Source organism: Deltaproteobacteria bacterium, from assembly GCA_020848745.1.
Classification (GTDB): Bacteria; Desulfobacterota; Binatia; order UTPRO1; family UTPRO1; genus UTPRO1.
Map to the genome: position 1 here is coordinate 1 of JADLHM010000032.1, position 15,011 is coordinate 15,011.

Here is a 15,011-nt window from a genome sequence, read left to right on the forward strand (position 1 = left end):
GCGACAGGTTCTCGCCGCCGCGCACGATCACGTCGTCGATGCGGCCCTCGAGGAAGAGATACCCCTCGGCGTCGAGCGCGCCCGCGTCGCGGGTCGGGAACCAGCCGTCCTTCGTCATGCGCGACGCGAGGCCGAGGTACTCGCCCGAGACCTGCTCGCCGCGCACGTGGATCTCGCCCGAGACGCCGACCGGGCACGGCCGGCCCTCCTCGTCGCGCACCTCGATCTCGACGCTCGGGAGCGCGCGCCCGACCGACACCAGCCGGCGGCGGATCGCCGCATCGTCGCTCGCGGCCGCTTCGCGATGATCCTCGGGGCCGAGCACGGTGATGGTGGAGCTCGTCTCGGTGAGACCGTACGCGTTGGTGAACGCGGTCGCCGGCATGAGCTCCATGGCGCGCTCGATCACCGGCTGCGGCATCTTGCCGCCGCCGTACGACACGGCGCGGAGGTGCGGCAGCGCCGCTCCGTCGCGCGCGAGCACGTCGACGACGCGGGTCAGCATGGTCGGCACGACGAACGCGTGCGTCACGCGCTCGGCCCGCGCCGTCGCGACCCAGGTCTCGGCGTCGAAGCTCGACAGCTGCACGACGCGCCGCCCGGAGTAGACGGAGCTCAAGATCGCCGCCATGCCCGCGATGTGGTACGGCGGCACGCTCACGAGGGCCGCGTCGCTCTCGTCGGCGGCCCCGAACTCGACCGATCCGAAGATGTACGAGACGAGGTGCTTCTGCCGCAGCACCGCCGCCTTGGGCGCCCCGGTCGTGCCGCTCGTGAAGAGCAGGATGCCGATCGCGTCGGCGTCCATCGACCACTCGGGCGCACGCGCCGCGCTCGCGCGCGCGGCCGCGAGAAACCCCTCGCGGTCGGCGACCGCGCGCACGGCGGACGCGAGCGCGCCGGCGCGGCCGGCGTCCGTCACCAGGTACGCCGGCGCGATCGAGCCGAGGAGCGCGTCGAGCTCCTTCCCCGTCAAGCGATAGTTGAGCGGCACGAACGGGACGCCCGCCCACGCCGCGGCGAAGAGACCGACCGGCACCGCGAGGCTGTTGACGTCGAGCACCGCGAGGCGCTCGGCCCCGCTGCCGGCGACGGCGTGAGCCGCCGCGCCCGCGGCCTTGAAGAGCTCGGCATAGGTGAGCCGCTCACCGGCGTTCTGGAGGGCGACCCGATCGCCGAAGCCCTCGGCCGCCATCTCGAGCAACATCATCAGATTCATGGGAGGATCTCGGGGACGGGACGGCGCCGCTCAGTCGGAGGACGGCAGCGGCTTCGCTTCTTTCAGCACGAGCGGCGCTCCGGCGGCGGCGAGCGACCCCTTCCCGGGCTTGGTGCAGAGGAGCTCGAGGTCGCCGCTCGCGCTCACGTAGCGTTTCCCGAGCGCGGTTCCACCCGCGGCGGCGGGATCGAGCGCGACGCCCTCGGGCGCCGCTTCGCCGGCGGCCAGCATCGCCGCGCCTCCGCATTGCACGTCGGCGCCCCCGGACGGCGCCGCGATCACGATCACTTCGGTCGCACAGACGGCGCTCTTCAGGCGGGCGCCCGCTTTCAATTGAGCCATGCGGCTTCTTAACCAACCGCCGCGGCGCTTTCAATCGTCGAGCGCCCGCACGAGCGTTCGCCACGGCAGGAGCGCGCACGCGATGCGCGCGGGATGGCGATGCACGTCGGCGAACGCCGCGAGCGGGCCGAGCGCCGCGGCGTCGCCGCGCCCCTCGGCGCAGAACGCCTCCATCGCGGCGGCCCGCCGCCGCGCCTCGGCCACGCTCGCGCCGCGCAGATCCTCGGTCATGAGCGAGGCCGACGCGGTCACGAGCACGCAGCTCTCGCCGGCGAACGCGAGCCGCGCGAGCACGTCGCCGCGCCGCTCGACCTCGACCCGCACCGCGTCGCCGCAGAGAGGGTTATCGCCCTCCGCCGCATGGGTCGCGTCCGCGAGCGTCCCCACGTTGCGCGGCCGCTTGCCGTGCTCGAGCACGACCGTTCGATAGAGGTCCGCCGGTCCGCTCATGCGCCGAAGACCCGCCGCACCACCGCGAGCCCCGCGATCAGCCGGTCGACGTCGGCGCGGCGGTTGTAGAGGCCGAACGAGGCACGCACCGTCGCCGCGACCCCGAACCGCTGCAGGATCGGCTGCGCGCAGTGGTGCCCGGCGCGCACCGCGATGCCTTCGCCGTCGAGCACGGTCGCGACGTCGTGCGCATGGATGCCGGCGAGCACGAAAGAATGCCCGCCGATCTTGTCGGGGGCCTCCCCGATCATCCGCAGGCCCGGCACCGCCGCGAGCGCATCCGCCGCGTACGCGAGGAGGTCGCGCTCGTGCGCCGCCAGCGCCGCCCGGTCGAGCGCCTCGAGATATCCGATCGCGGCCGCCAGGCCGACCGCGCCGGCGATCGGCGGCGTCCCCGCCTCGAAGCGGTGCGGCGGCGGCTCGTGGACGACCTCGTCCCACCCGACCGAGCGCACCATCTCCCCGCCGCCCTGCCACGGCGGCATGGCCGTAAGCAGCGCCGCCCGGCCCCACAGCGCGCCGATGCCCGTCGGTCCGTAGAGCTTGTGCCCGGAGAACGCGTAGAAATCGCAGCCGAGGGCGGCGACGTCGACCGGCACGTGCGCGACGGCCTGCGCGCCGTCCACCACGACGATCGCTCCGTGCGCGTGGGCGCGCGCCGCCAGCGCCGCGATCGGGTTTCGCGTCCCGAGCGCGTTCGAGACGTGCGCGAGCGCGACGATCTTCGTCCGCGGGCCGAGGATCTCCGCGAACGCGGCCGCGTCGAGCACCCCGCGCGCGTCGACGGGCGCGACCCGCAGCGTCGCGCCGACCGCGCGGCAGAGCATCTGCCACGGCACGATGTTCGCGTGGTGCTCCATTTCCGAGACGACGACCTCGTCGCCCGCGCCGACGCGCGTGCGTCCGAAGCTCTGCGCCACGAGGTTCAGGGCCTCGGTGGCGCCGCGCGTGAAGACGATCTCCCCGGCACCGGCCGCGCCGACGAAGCGCGCGACCGCCGCCCGCGCGCCCTCGTATGCCGCGGTCGCGCGCGCGCCGAGCGCGTGCACGCCGCGGCGGACGTTGGCGTTGTCGCGCACGTAGTGGCGGCGGAGCGCCGCCAGCACCGCGCGCGGCTTCTGGGTCGTCGCGGCGTTGTCGAGATAGACGAGCGGCCGGCCGTGGACGCGCTGCCGGAGCGCCGGAAAGTCGGCGCGCGCCGCGTCGGCGTCGAAGGCGCCGGACGCGGCCGGACGCGCGGGCCCGGCGAGGATGCGCGCGCGAGGTCGCACACGCGGGTTCTCGGCCACGCTCCCGGGGTTGTCAACGCGGCCCGCGGCGCGCCGCGGTTGCGGCGACGGTCGCCGCCGACGTACACGGAGCGCCATGCCGACGCCGTCCACCATCCCCGCGCTCCTCGCCTCCTCCGCCGCCCGCTTCGCCGATCGACCGGCCATCGAGGACGGCGGCGCCACGCTTCGCTTCCGCGACCTCGCCGTCGCGGCGGAGCGCGTGGCGCGCGGCTTCGCCGCCGCGGGCGTCGCCCCCGGCGACCGGGTCGGCGTCTGGGCGCCCAACATGCACGAGTGGGTCGTGGCGGCGCTCGGCCTGCAGAGCGTGGGCGGCGTCCTCGTACCGCTCAATACCCGCATGAAGGGGCGCGAGGTCGGCTACATCCTCGCGAAGAGCCGCGCACGATTGCTCTGCACCGTCGACGAGTTCCTCGGGAACCGCTACGTCGACCTCCTCCGCGACGGCTGCGGCGCCCCGACCGCGCGGCGGCCCGTCGCCGACCTCCCCGACCTCGAGCGCGTCGTCCTGCTGCGCGGCGCGGCCGCCGCCTGCCAGACGTGGGGCGACTTCCTCGCGAGCGGCGACGCGATCACGGCGGCCGACGTCGCGGCGCGCGCCGACGCCGTACGTCCGGATGATCTCGCCGACATCCTCTTCACGTCCGGCACCACCGGGAAGCCCAAGGGCGTGATGTGCACCCACGCCCAGAACCTCCGCTGCTTCGAGGCATGGAGCGACGTCGTCGGGCTCCGCGCCGACGACCGCTATCTGATCGTGAATCCCTACTTCCACAGCTTCGGCTACAAAGCCGGATGGCTCGCGTGCCTGCTCCGCGGAGCGGCCAACCTCCCCCATCCAGTCTTCGACGTGCCGCAGGTACTGGCGCGCATCGCGCGCGACCGCGTGAGCGTGCTGCCCGGACCCCCGACCCTCTACCAGATGATCCTGGCGCATCCGGAGCGCGAGCGCTTCGACCTCTCGACCTTGCGCCTCGCCGTCACCGGCGCCGCGTCGATCCCCGTCGAGCTCATCCACCGCATGCGGCGCGAGCTCGCGCTCGAGACGATCGTCACCGCCTACGGCCTGACCGAGGCGACCGGCGTCGTCACGATGTGCCGCCCGGAGGACGACCCCGAGACCATCGCCACGACGTCGGGGCGCGCGATCCCCGACGTGGAGGTCCGCTGCGTCGACCGCGACGGCCACGAAGCGGCACGCGGCACGGCCGGCGAAATCGTCGTCCGCGGCTACAACGTCATGCGCGGCTACTTCGACGATCCCGCGGCGACCGCCGAGGCGATCGACGTCGACGGTTGGCTGCACACCGGCGACGTCGGCGTCATGGACGCGCGCGGTTATCTCCGCATCACGGATCGCCTGAAGGACATGTTCATCACCGGCGGCTTCAACTGCTACCCGGCCGAGATCGAGAGCATCCTGCTCGGCTGTCCCGGCGTCGGACAGGTCGCCGTGATCGGCATTCCCGACGAACGTCTCGGCGAGGTCGCGATGGCGTTCGTGGTTCCCATCGCCGGCGCATCGCCGACGCCCGAGGCGATCATCACATGGAGCCGCGAGCACATGGCGAACTACAAGGTTCCACGGCGCGTCGCGGTCGTCGACGCGCTGCCCATGAACGCGACCGGCAAGGTCACGAAGTTCGTGCTCCGCGAGCATCCCGCCGCGCGCTGATCCGCCGCGCCCCGGCGCGCGCCGGCTCCCTGTAGCCGACGCAACTTCCCACGCGTATCGTGGGTTGAAGGACGCTTGGCGCGGCGGACGCCGCGCGGCCGCAAGGAGACGGACCATGCAACGACCCCATCTGGCAGCAGCGGTTGCGCTGGCGATGCTCGTCGCGAGCACGCCCACCGCCGACGCCCAGCGCGGACCCGGAGGCGCGCGCGGCGGCGGGGGCTTCCACGGCGGCGCTGGCGGCGGCGGGATGCGCGGCAGCGGAGCGGGCTTCCAGAGCGGCGGCCCGCGCGGCATGAGCGCGCCGCGGGGCGGCGCCCCGGGCGGCGCTGGCGGCGGTGGCTGGCGCGGTGGCGGCGGCGGTGGTGGGCGCGGCGGCGGGAGCTGGCACGGCGGCGGCAGCCGACATGGTGGCGGCAGTAGCAGCGGCTGGTACGGCGGCCACGACCACCACGGCTGGCACGGCCACGGCGGCAGCGACGTGTACCTCGGCGTGAGCCCGTGGTGGTGGGGCTGGGGAGCCTACCCGTACTGGGGCGGCCATCCGTACTGGTCGTACCCCTATTACTCGTACTCGTATTCCTATCCCTACCCGGCCTACCCCTATCCCGCGTATCCGCCCGACTATTCCGGCGAGGAGCAGGTGTGGGTCGAACGCTCCGACGAGAGCGCCGGGAGACCGCAGGGCTACTGGTACTACTGCGAAAGCAAGCGCGGCTACTATCCGCGCATCGCCGAATGTCCCGAGGCATGGATCAAGGTGCCGCCCGCGGGAGACGACCGATGAACGCCTCGCGCTCGCGGCGACGCCTCGCGCTCCTCGCCTGTGTTGCCGTCCTGACGTTCGCCGGATGCGTCCACGTCCCCCCGGGCCCCAACGTCATGGTGATGCCGGGGCGCGGCAAGACCTTCGAGGCCTTCGACTACGACGACCAGGAGTGCCGCGCGTTCGCCGCGTCGCGCGTCGCGCCCGACACGCGACGCGCCAACGACCGCGCCGTCACCGGCGCCGCCGCGGGGACCGCGGTCGGCGCCGCGACCGGCGCCGCCATCGGCGCCGCCGCGGGCGATCCGGCCATGGGCGCCGCCGTCGGCGCAGGCGTCGGTCTCCTCGGCGGCAGCGCGGTCGCCGCCGACGAGACGAGCCACGGCCGCTGGTCGATCCAGCAACGCTACGACGCCGCGTACATCCAGTGCATGTACGCGTGCGGCAACCGCGTGCCCGTGCCCGCGAGCTCGCGCGCCGCCGAGGCGTATCGCACGCCGCCGCCACCGCCCCCGCCGCCGCGCAACGTCCCACCGCCGCCCCGCGGTCGTCCGCCCGCCCCACCTCCCGGCGCCGACGACTGAACACGCCGCCGACCGACGACGCACGCACCGCCGCCACACGCGAAGGCCCGCGCACCCCGCAGCCATACAGGGAGGCACGCGCACGACGCAGCCACGCACGCGGGGTGGTCGGTCGCTGTGCGGCGACAGACAGCTCGCGTGTGCCCGACCCATCGTGGCACCGGCGGGCAGTAGGGGCTGGGCTCCAGCGACCGGGAGCCGCACAGCGACCGACCACCCCGCGCGTAGCTGCGGCGCGCGCGTTGCATCGCCGAACCGATTCCTGCATAGTGCGCGCGTTTCTTAGAACATGTTTCATTTTTAGCGCCCGCCGCGCAGACACGACGAGACCAGCGAGCGATGCACCTCGATTTCACTCCGGAGCAGCACGCGCTCCGCCGCCAGATCCGCGACTACTACCGCACGCTCTTCACGCCGGAGCTGCGCGCCGCCCTCGACGCCGAGATCCAGGATTGCGGCGGCCCCGTCTACCGCCAGGTCGTCGGTCGCATGGGCGCCGACGGCTGGCTCGGCATCGGATGGCCGAAGGAGTACGGCGGCCAAGGTCGCACGCCGCTCGAGCAGTTCATCTTCTGGGACGAGACCTACCGCGCCCGGGCGCCGCTGCCGGTGATCGCGATCAACACCATCGGACCGACCATCATGCAGTTCGGCACCGACGCCCAGAAGCACGATCTCCTGCCCCGCATCCTGAAGGGCGAGCTGCATTTCGGCGTCGGCTACACGGAGCCCGGCGCCGGCACCGACCTGGCCTCGCTCACGACGCGCGCCGTCCGCGACGGCGACGATTACGTGATCGACGGCCAGAAGATCTTCACGACCCACGCGCAGGACGCCGACTACATCTGGCTCGCGGCCCGCACCGATCCCGAGGCGCCGAAGCACAAGGGCATCTCGATCATCCTGGTGCCGACGTCCACGCCGGGCTTTTCGGTGACCCCGATCCACACGCTCGGCGGCGAGCGCACCAACGCGACCTACTACGAGGGCGTGCGCGTGCCGGTGTCGAACCGCGTCGGTCCCGAACACGAGGGCTGGCGTCTCGTGACCTCGCAGCTGAACCACGAGCGCATCACGCTCGCGACGCCCGGCATGGCCGACCGCCTGCTCGACGAGGTATGGGGCTGGGCCGCCGAGACCGCGTCGCCCGACGGCGGTCGCATGCTCGACGTCCCGTGGGTGCAGCAGAACCTGGCGCGCGCCTACGCCAAGCTCGAAGCCCTCAAGCTGCTCAACTGGCGCTCGGCGTGGTCGATCACGGCCGGCATGCCCACCATGGCCGAGGCGTCGGCCGTGAAGGTCATGGGCACGGAGTTCTTCGTCGAGTGCTATCGGCTCCTTCTCGAGGTCGTCGGCGCCGCCGGGCTCGTCCCCGAGGGCACCCCCGGCACGCTCTTCGGCGGCATGCTGGAGCACGCGTATCGCAGCGCGACCACTCTCACCTTCGGCGGCGGCGTGAACGAAGTGCAGCGCGACATCATCGCGATGGCCGGCCTCGGCCTCCCGCGCGCGCAGCGCCGCTGATCCCGGTCCCTGGAGAGCACACGATGAGCAGCGACCCCAAGCAGGAGCTCGAACGGACGCTCGAGGCCTACGTCGGCATCGAAACCGGACCGCCGACGCCCGCCCCCGAGCCCGTCAACGAGTCGATGATCCGCCACTGGTGCGACGCCATGGGCGACCAGAACCCCGCGTACGTCGACGCCGCGGCCGCCCGCGACACCGTCCATCGCGGCATCGTCGCGCCCCCCACCATGCTGCAGGGCTGGACGCTCATGGGCATCGAGATGGCCGACCCGGCCAAGATGCGGAAGAACAAGCAGACCGAGCTGCACGAGCTCCTGAGCTCCTACGGCTACACGTCGGTCGTCGCGACCAACTGCGACCAGACCTATGCCCGCTACCTCCGCCCCGGCGACCGCATCACGGCGACCACCGTCATCGAGTCGATCTCCGAGGAGAAGGCGACGGCGCTCGGGATCGGCTACTTCATCAACACCCGCGACGTGTACCGCGATCAGCACGGCGAAGAGGTCGGCTCCATGCTCTTCCGGGTGCTGAAGTTCAAGCCCGCCCAACAACCGCAGGCGGCGCCGAGCGCGACGAGCGGCGGCGCGCCCGCGAAGCCGACGCGCCTCAAGCCGCCGCGCGGCCACGACAACGCCTGGTGGTGGGACGCGCTCGCCACGGGAGCGCTCCCCATCCAGCGCTGCAAGGCGTGCGGCGTGCTCCGGCACCCGCCGCGCCCGATGTGCGGCTCCTGTCAGTCGATCGCGTGGGACCAGGTGTCCGCCAAGGGCGGCGGCTCGGTCTACAGCTACACGGTCCTGCACCATCCGAAGTTCCCGGGCTACGACTATCCGCTGGTCTGCGCGGTCATCGAGCTCGACGAGGGCACGCGCATCGTGTCGAACGTCATCGGCTGCGCGCCCGCCGACGTGCGGATCGGCATGCGCGTCGAGCTCGCCGTGGAGCCGGTCGACGGCGGCATGACGTTGCCCTTCTTCCGCCCCGCCGGGACCTGATCGCGATGGATTTCGAGCTCACCGACGATCAGAAGGCGGTCCGCGATCTCGCCCGCGGCATCCTCGAGAAGGAGGTCACGGTCGAGCGGCTGAAGCGGCTCGACCGGGAAGGCGCGTGGCGCGATTCCGCGCTCGTCGCGACCCTCGCCGACGCGGGGCTCCTCGGCCTCGTGGTCCCCGCGGCGCACGGCGGCATGGGCCTCGGCCTCCTGGAGGCGTGCGTCCTCCTGCAGGAGCTCGGCCGCGTCGCCGCGCCGGGCGCGTTCCTCCCGACCCTCGTCGGGGCGCTCGCCCTCGCGCTCGACGGCAGCGACGCGCAGCGGCGCGACTGGCTCCCGCCGGTCGCGACCGGCGACGCGGAGCTCGGCGTCGCTCTCGTCGACGCCGGCTCGAGCGACCCGACCGCTCCCGGCACGCGCGCCGAGCGGAACGGCCGCGGCTGGATCCTCACCGGCGAAAAGCGCTGGGTGGCTGGCGCGGAACACGCGCGGCGCCTCCTGGTCCCGGCCCGCGCCGGCGGCGAGACGCGCGTCTTCCTGGTCGATCCGCACGCCGCGGGCGTGCGCCTCGCGCCGCAACGGCTTTCGACCGGCGAGCCGGTCTGCACCGTCTCCCTGGCAGGCGTCGCCGTTCCGGAGGCCGACACGCTCGGCGCGCCCGACGCCGCGGCGCGCTTGTACGCGTCGACGCTCGTCGCGATCTCCGCCATGCAGCTCGGCGTCTCGGAGCGCGCCCTCGACATGACGGCGCGCTACGTGCGCGAGCGCGTCCAGTTCGGCGTCCCGATCGGCTCGTTCCAGGCCGTGCAGCACCGCCTCGCCGATTGCTACATCGACCTCGAGTCGATGCGCTGGACGGCATGGCGCGCCGCCGAGCACGTCGCCGCAGGACGTCCGGCCGCGCGCGAGTGCGCCGTCGCGAAGTTCTGGGCCGCCGACGGCGGCGCGCGCATCGCCGCCGCCTGCCAGCACCTCCACGGCGGCATCGGCGTCGATCTCGATTACCCGATCCATCGCTACTTCCTGCATTCCAAATCCCTCGAGCTGGCGCTCGGCGGCGCGACGCCGCAGCTGGCCCGGCTCGGACGCGACCTGGCCGCGAGCGGCCTGGCGGAGCTCCCATGACCACCACTCTCGCTTTCGACGACGTCGGCGTCGGTACGACGCTGCCGGAGCTGCCGATCCCGATCACGACGACCTTGATCGTGGCGGGCGCCCTCGCCTCGCGCGACTTCACCGCCCTGCACCACGACAAGGCGGCCGCGCAGGCCGGAGGCATGCAGGACGTGTTCATGAACATCCTGACCACCAACGGACTCGTCGGCCGCTACGTCACCGACTGGGCCGGGCCGAACGCGGTCGTGAAGCGCGTCGCCATCAAGCTCGGAGCGCCGAACCTCCCGGGCGACACCATGAAGATCACCGGCGTCGTGAAGAAGAAGGACGGCGCCGCCGGCACGATCGAGGTCGACGTCGCCGGACGCAATGCCTGGGGCGACCACGTGACCGGCACGGTCGTCGTGGCGCTGCCCCGCGCGAAGGGCTGACCGCATGCCGACCACGCTCAACAACGAAGCCGCCATCGTCGGCATCGGACAGACCGAGTTCTCCAAGAACTCCGGCCGCTCGGAGCTGCAGCTCACGGCGGAGGCGATCAAGGCCGCCCTCGACGACTGCGGCCTCCGGCCGTCCGACGTCGACGGCATGACGACGTTCACGCTCGACACGACCGACGAGATCGAGGCGGCACGGGCGGTGGGCATCGGCGACCTCACCTTCTTCAACCGCATCCCGCACGGCGGCGGCGCGGCGGTCGGGGTCGTCCAGCACGCGGTCATGGCGGTCGCGACCGGGATCGCCGACGTGGTCGTCTGCTATCGCGGTCTGAACGGCCGCTCCGGCCAGCGCTACAGCGCGGGCGTCGCCGACGGCGTCGCGACCTCCGACCTGATCCACTGGAGCTGGTACATGCCCTACGGGCTCATGACGCCGGCGAGCTGGGTGGCGATGTTCACGCAGCGCTACCTGCACGAGTACGGCGCGACCGCCGACGACCTCGCCGAGGTCGCGATCGCGACCCGCGACCACGCCGTCACCAACCCCGCCGCGTTCTTCCACCAACGCCCGCTCTCCAGGCAGGAATACATGGAGGCGCGCTGGATCGCAGAGCCGCTGCGCCTCTACGACTGCTGCCAGGAGACCGACGGCGCCTGCGCCGCCATCGTGACCAGCGTCGAGCGCGCCAAGGACTTGAAGCAGAAGCCGGCGATCGTCCGCGGGGCGGCGCAGGCCGCCGGCGCCGACCAGGAATCGATGACGAGCTTCTACCGGCCGAGCATCTCGCACCTCCCCGAGATGGACCTCGTCGCGAAGCAGGTCTACGCGCAGTCGGGCCTCGGGCCGAAGGATCTCGACGCCGCGGTCATCTACGACGCCTTCACCTCGATCGTGCTCTGGCAGATCGAATCGTTCGGCTTCTGCGGCCGCGGCGAAGCGAAGGACTTCATCAAGGACGGCACCCTCCGCCGGAACGGCCGCCTGCCGACCAACACCCACGGCGGCCAGCTCAGCGAGGCCTACATCCACGGCATGAACGGCGTGAACGAGGGCGTGCGCCTCATCCGAGGCACGTCCGTCAATCAGCCGAAGAAGAACGACCACGTGTTGGTGACCGCCGGCGTCGGCGTCCCCACGAGCGCCATGATCCTCGGGAAGGAGTGAGCACCACCATGCGAGAAGCCGTCATCGTCGAAGCGCTGCGGACCCCGATCGGCAAGGGCAAGTTCGGGTCCCGAGGCGCCCTCTCCGCGTTCCACGCGACGCACCTCCTGGCGAAGGTCCAGGAGGCCGTCGTCGAGCGCGCCGGGATCGACCCCGCCGAGGTCGAGCAGATCATCGGCGGCTGCGTCACCCAGGCGGGCGAGCAGTCGAACAACATCGCCCGGAACGCGTGGCTGACGCGCGGCAAGCAGTACAACGTCGCCGGCACGACGGTCGACACCCAGTGCGGATCGAGCCAGCAGGCCAACAACCTGGTGAACGCGCTCGTCCGCTCCGGGGACATCGACGTCGGCATCGCGTGCGGCGTCGAGGTCATGAGCCACGTCGGCCTCGGCGCCAACGTCATGCACGGCCCCGGGTTCTTCCAGCCGTCCGATTGGCCGTGGGATTCCACCCTGGACCAGTTCCAGTCCGCGGAGCGGATCGCCAAGAAGCGCGGCATCACCCGCGCCGAGTGCGACGCGCTCGCGCTGCGCTCGCAGCAGCTCGCCATCAAGGCGACCGAGGAGGGCCGCTTCAAGCGCGAGATCCTCCCGATCGAGGCGCCCGTGCTCGGCGACGACGGCAACCCGACCGGCGCCTCGCGTACGATCGTCGCCGACCAGGGCATCCGCGCGAGCACCGCGGAGGGCCTCGCAACCCTTCCGACCCTCGTCGAAGGCGGCGTCCACACGGCGGCGAGCTCCTCGCAGATCTCCGACGGCGCCGCCGCCATCCTCTGGATGAGCGCCGAGCGCGCCAAGCAGCTCGGCCTGAAGCCGCGCGCGCGCATCCTCCACGAGGTCGTGGTCGGCAGCGACCCCTACTACCTCCTCGACGGGCCGATCGATGCCACCGAACGCATGATGAAGAAGTGGGGTATGAAGCTCCCGGACATCGACCTCTACGAGATCAACGAGGCGTTCGCCGCCGTCGTGCTGTCCTGGGTCAAGGTCTTCGACGCCGACATGGACAAGCTGAACGTGAACGGCGGCGCCATCGCGCTCGGCCACCCGGTCGGCGCGACCGGCTGCCGCCTGCTGGTCACCGCGCTCCACGAGCTCGAACGCCGCAATGAGACCACGGCCTACATCAGCATGTGCTGCGGGTCGTCGATCGGCACCGGCACGATCCTGGAGCGCCTCCGATGAGCAAGAATCCACCGGCCGCGAGCGCTCCGCTCGCGGGCAAGGTCGCCGTCGTCACCGGCGCCGCGCGCGGCCTCGGCCGCGTGGAGGCGCTCGAGCTCGCGCGCCTCGGCGCGCGCGTCGTCGTGAACGACCTCGGTACGGCGGGCGACGGCTCCGGCCACGACGAGGGCCCGGCGCGCGCCGTCGTCGACGAGATCAAGGCCATGGGCGGCGAGGCCGTCCCGCACTTCGGCGACGTCGCGGTCTGGGACGACTCCAGAGCCATGATCGGCACGGCGATCGAGCAGTTCGGCGACCTCAACATCCTCGTGAACAACGCCGGCTTCTGCCGCGACCGCATGATCTTCAACATGAGCGAGGACGAGTTCGACAGCGTGATCCGGGTGCACCTGAAAGGGCACTTCCTCGGCATGCGCTTCGCGAGCGAGTACTGGCGGAACCACGCCAAGGAGACCGGCGGCGCGGTGTACGGCCGCATCATCAACACGTCGTCCGAGGCGTTCATCTTCGGATCGGCCGGGCAGCCGAACTACGCCGCGGCCAAGGCGGGCATCGTTGCCATGACGATGTCGGCCGCCCAGGTGCTCGAAAAATACGGGATCACCGCCAACGCCATCATGCCGCGCGCCCGCACCCGCATGAACGACTCCGGCACGCTCGCCGCGATGTTCGCGAAGCCCGACACGGGCTTCGACTACTATGCGCCCGAGCACGTAGCGCCGCTCGTCGGCTTCCTCGCCTCCCCGGACGCCGCCAACGTCTCGGGCCACGTGCTCGTCGTCTACGGCCGCGACATCACCCTGGTCCGCGCGCCGAAGCTCGAGCCGACCTTCTCGACCGAGGACCACTGGACGGCCGAGGAGGTGGCGCGAAAGCTCGCGCCGTGGTTCGCCGAGCACCGCCCGATCACGGACGGCTTCACCGTGATGCCCTAAGCGAGCCCTAAGCGACTCCTAGGGGGTGACTATGCGGGCCTCAATCGCGATGGCGATACTGGTCGGTGCCATGGTCTTGTCCGGTACAGCGTGGGCTGCGGGACCTCTGATCGTGAACGGTGCTGGCACTGCGCTCGCGTGGGGCAACTCGCCGATTCCAATCAACCCGGATCGTGGGGCGCTAGGGGTGCTTGAGGTCGAAGAGGCTGTCGAGAACGTGACTGCAAGCTTTGCTGTGTGGGCCGCAGTGTCGACTGCGCAGGTTGCTTTCAAAAATGCCGGCCTCTTGCCGACCGATGTTACGCGAACGACATATCTCGACTACCTCGGCAACTGCGATGACGGATTGAATCCGATCATCTTCGATACGGATGGCGCGATTGTTGATGAGTTGTTTGGAAACGATGCGCGCAACAGCATCCTCGGATTTGCGGGACCCGAATGTGGCTCCATGGTGCCCCCGAGCATCACTGGTGGCGCCGCGCTGCTCAACGGGCGGTGGATCGACGGCACGGCGACATCGAAGAACCCGGAGATAAGCCTCGTCGCATTCGATAGCGTGATGGTCCACGAATTTGGGCATTTCCTCAATCTGGATCATTCGCAGATCAATCTCATCGAAGCGTTCGACGAGAACGCCGGGAACGACAGTGCGGTGGCGACGATGTTTCCCTTTCTCGTCAACGATGCTGAAGCTCTGTCGCTTCACCTCGATGACCGTGTGGCGATCTCGATGCTGTACCCTCGCGGGTCGTTCGGCACGTCCTACGGAGCGATCAAGGGTCGCGTTCTGCGCTCAAGCGGCAGCCCGTTTCAGGGCGCGTTCGTCGTGGCACGTAAGACCGACGATCCTCGTGTCACCGCAGTGGGATATTCGTCCGGAGCGCAATTCAACCTGGATAGCGATGGGGGACCTCCGGACGATGAGCTCGAGGGGCAGTTTGAGATCGCAGGGTTGCCGCCAGGAGCGTACACGCTTGAAGTGGAGCCGGTGGATCCGCGATTCCGAAGCGGCTCAGGAGTCGGTCCGCTCGATCCGCCTGCCGAGCTTCCGGGGCTTCCGGAGTATTACAGCGGAGCATCAGAGTCTTCCATGAATCCGCCTGATGATCCTGAAGTCGCCGCCATAGTGCCCGTTGCTGCTGGTTCTAGCACGGGCGGAGTTGACATCGTTTTGAACCGCATTGTCGCACCAGAGCACGACAGTTGCGAAAATCCCAGAATGCTAGCCGCCTTGCCCTTCGCGGAGCGTATATCGACAAGGGAGGCCACGCGGGTTGGCTCCGATCCCCTTCAGTCGTGTACGTTTGGCGGAC

Annotated in this window: 15 protein-coding genes; 11 read left to right on the plus strand and 4 right to left on the minus strand. The window is 71.1% G+C overall.

Translation table 11 applies throughout. From position 1 onward, the window contains the following. The 4 genes from IT293_04550 to sufS form a co-directional block, all read right to left on the minus strand. Positions 1-1,219: AMP-binding protein (locus IT293_04550; GenBank protein ID MCC6763915.1), on the minus strand; the 1,219-nt coding region annotated here is incomplete at its 3' end. A gap of 30 nt (positions 1,220-1,249) precedes the next feature. Then, entirely contained in the window at positions 1,250-1,552 is a 303-nt protein-coding gene (locus tag IT293_04555; protein ID MCC6763916.1) for a hypothetical protein, read from the minus strand. Between the two features lie 39 nt (positions 1,553-1,591). After that, positions 1,592-2,011, minus strand: coding sequence for an SUF system NifU family Fe-S cluster assembly protein (locus tag IT293_04560; GenBank protein MCC6763917.1), 420 nt, complete (start codon positions 2,009-2,011; stop codon positions 1,592-1,594). Next, positions 2,008-3,378, minus strand: a complete 1,371-nt coding sequence (gene sufS / locus IT293_04565) for a SufS family cysteine desulfurase (protein ID MCC6763918.1) — start codon at positions 3,376-3,378, stop codon at positions 2,008-2,010. The genes IT293_04560 and sufS overlap by 4 nt, the downstream gene beginning before the upstream one ends. Between sufS and IT293_04570 the strand changes: the two genes are divergently transcribed. The 11 genes from IT293_04570 to IT293_04620 form a co-directional block, all read left to right on the plus strand. After that, entirely contained in the window at positions 3,377-4,975 is a 1,599-nt protein-coding gene (locus IT293_04570; GenBank protein MCC6763919.1) for a fatty acid--CoA ligase family protein, read from the plus strand. The genes sufS and IT293_04570 overlap by 2 nt on opposite strands. A 115-nt stretch (positions 4,976-5,090) precedes the next feature. Continuing rightward, positions 5,091-5,762 (plus strand): hypothetical protein, encoded by a 672-nt coding sequence (locus tag IT293_04575; protein ID MCC6763920.1) that lies wholly within the window; start codon positions 5,091-5,093, stop codon positions 5,760-5,762. Next, entirely contained in the window at positions 5,759-6,325 is a 567-nt protein-coding gene (locus tag IT293_04580) for a hypothetical protein (protein MCC6763921.1), read from the plus strand. Before IT293_04575 ends, IT293_04580 begins: the two co-directional genes overlap by 4 nt. Positions 6,326-6,664: 339 nt before the next feature. Next, complete coding sequence (locus IT293_04585) at positions 6,665-7,849, plus strand: acyl-CoA dehydrogenase family protein (GenBank protein MCC6763922.1); 1,185 nt, start codon at positions 6,665-6,667, stop codon at positions 7,847-7,849. A gap of 23 nt (positions 7,850-7,872) precedes the next feature. After that, a complete protein-coding gene (locus tag IT293_04590) occupies positions 7,873-8,850 on the plus strand; it encodes a bifunctional MaoC family dehydratase/OB-fold nucleic acid binding domain-containing protein (GenBank protein ID MCC6763923.1) in 978 nt (325 codons plus the stop codon). Positions 8,851-8,855: 5 nt separating this feature from the next. Further along, positions 8,856-9,974, plus strand: coding sequence for an acyl-CoA/acyl-ACP dehydrogenase (locus tag IT293_04595; protein MCC6763924.1), 1,119 nt, complete (start codon positions 8,856-8,858; stop codon positions 9,972-9,974). Continuing rightward, positions 9,971-10,396 carry a hypothetical protein gene (locus IT293_04600; GenBank protein MCC6763925.1) on the plus strand — a complete coding sequence of 142 codons (426 nt, stop codon included), beginning with the start codon at positions 9,971-9,973 and terminating at the stop codon, positions 10,394-10,396. The genes IT293_04595 and IT293_04600 overlap by 4 nt, the downstream gene beginning before the upstream one ends. 4 nt (positions 10,397-10,400) lie before the next feature. Beyond that, entirely contained in the window at positions 10,401-11,570 is a 1,170-nt protein-coding gene (locus tag IT293_04605; GenBank protein MCC6763926.1) for a lipid-transfer protein, read from the plus strand. A gap of 8 nt (positions 11,571-11,578) precedes the next feature. After that, the gene (locus IT293_04610) at positions 11,579-12,760 is read left to right on the plus strand and encodes a steroid 3-ketoacyl-CoA thiolase (GenBank protein MCC6763927.1); all 1,182 of its coding nucleotides are present in this window, start codon (positions 11,579-11,581) and stop codon (positions 12,758-12,760) included. After that, complete coding sequence (locus tag IT293_04615; GenBank protein MCC6763928.1) at positions 12,757-13,695, plus strand: SDR family NAD(P)-dependent oxidoreductase; 939 nt, start codon at positions 12,757-12,759, stop codon at positions 13,693-13,695. The genes IT293_04610 and IT293_04615 overlap by 4 nt, the downstream gene beginning before the upstream one ends. A 112-nt stretch (positions 13,696-13,807) precedes the next feature. Continuing rightward, the coding region (locus IT293_04620) for a hypothetical protein (GenBank protein ID MCC6763929.1) at positions 13,808-15,011 on the plus strand (1,204 nt) is incomplete at its 3' end.

Excerpts from the sequence above, each read along its gene's own strand:
- IT293_04600 (MCC6763925.1), top strand. The coding sequence starts at position 9,971 with ATGACCACCACTCTCGCTTTCGACGACGTCGGCGTCGGTACGACGCTG.
- IT293_04575 (MCC6763920.1), top strand. The coding sequence starts at position 5,091 with ATGCAACGACCCCATCTGGCAGCAGCGGTTGCGCTGGCGATGCTCGTC.
- IT293_04615 (MCC6763928.1), top strand. The coding sequence starts at position 12,757 with ATGAGCAAGAATCCACCGGCCGCGAGCGCTCCGCTCGCGGGCAAGGTC.
- sufS (MCC6763918.1), bottom strand. The coding sequence starts at position 3,378 with ATGGCGCTCCGTGTACGTCGGCGGCGACCGTCGCCGCAACCGCGGCGC.
- IT293_04610 (MCC6763927.1), top strand. The coding sequence starts at position 11,579 with ATGCGAGAAGCCGTCATCGTCGAAGCGCTGCGGACCCCGATCGGCAAG.
- IT293_04590 (MCC6763923.1), top strand. The coding sequence starts at position 7,873 with ATGAGCAGCGACCCCAAGCAGGAGCTCGAACGGACGCTCGAGGCCTAC.
- IT293_04560 (MCC6763917.1), bottom strand. The coding sequence starts at position 2,011 with ATGAGCGGACCGGCGGACCTCTATCGAACGGTCGTGCTCGAGCACGGC.
- IT293_04595 (MCC6763924.1), top strand. The coding sequence starts at position 8,856 with ATGGATTTCGAGCTCACCGACGATCAGAAGGCGGTCCGCGATCTCGCC.
- IT293_04580 (MCC6763921.1), top strand. The coding sequence starts at position 5,759 with ATGAACGCCTCGCGCTCGCGGCGACGCCTCGCGCTCCTCGCCTGTGTT.
- IT293_04570 (MCC6763919.1), top strand. The coding sequence starts at position 3,377 with ATGCCGACGCCGTCCACCATCCCCGCGCTCCTCGCCTCCTCCGCCGCC.
- IT293_04585 (MCC6763922.1), top strand. The coding sequence starts at position 6,665 with ATGCACCTCGATTTCACTCCGGAGCAGCACGCGCTCCGCCGCCAGATC.
- IT293_04605 (MCC6763926.1), top strand. The coding sequence starts at position 10,401 with ATGCCGACCACGCTCAACAACGAAGCCGCCATCGTCGGCATCGGACAG.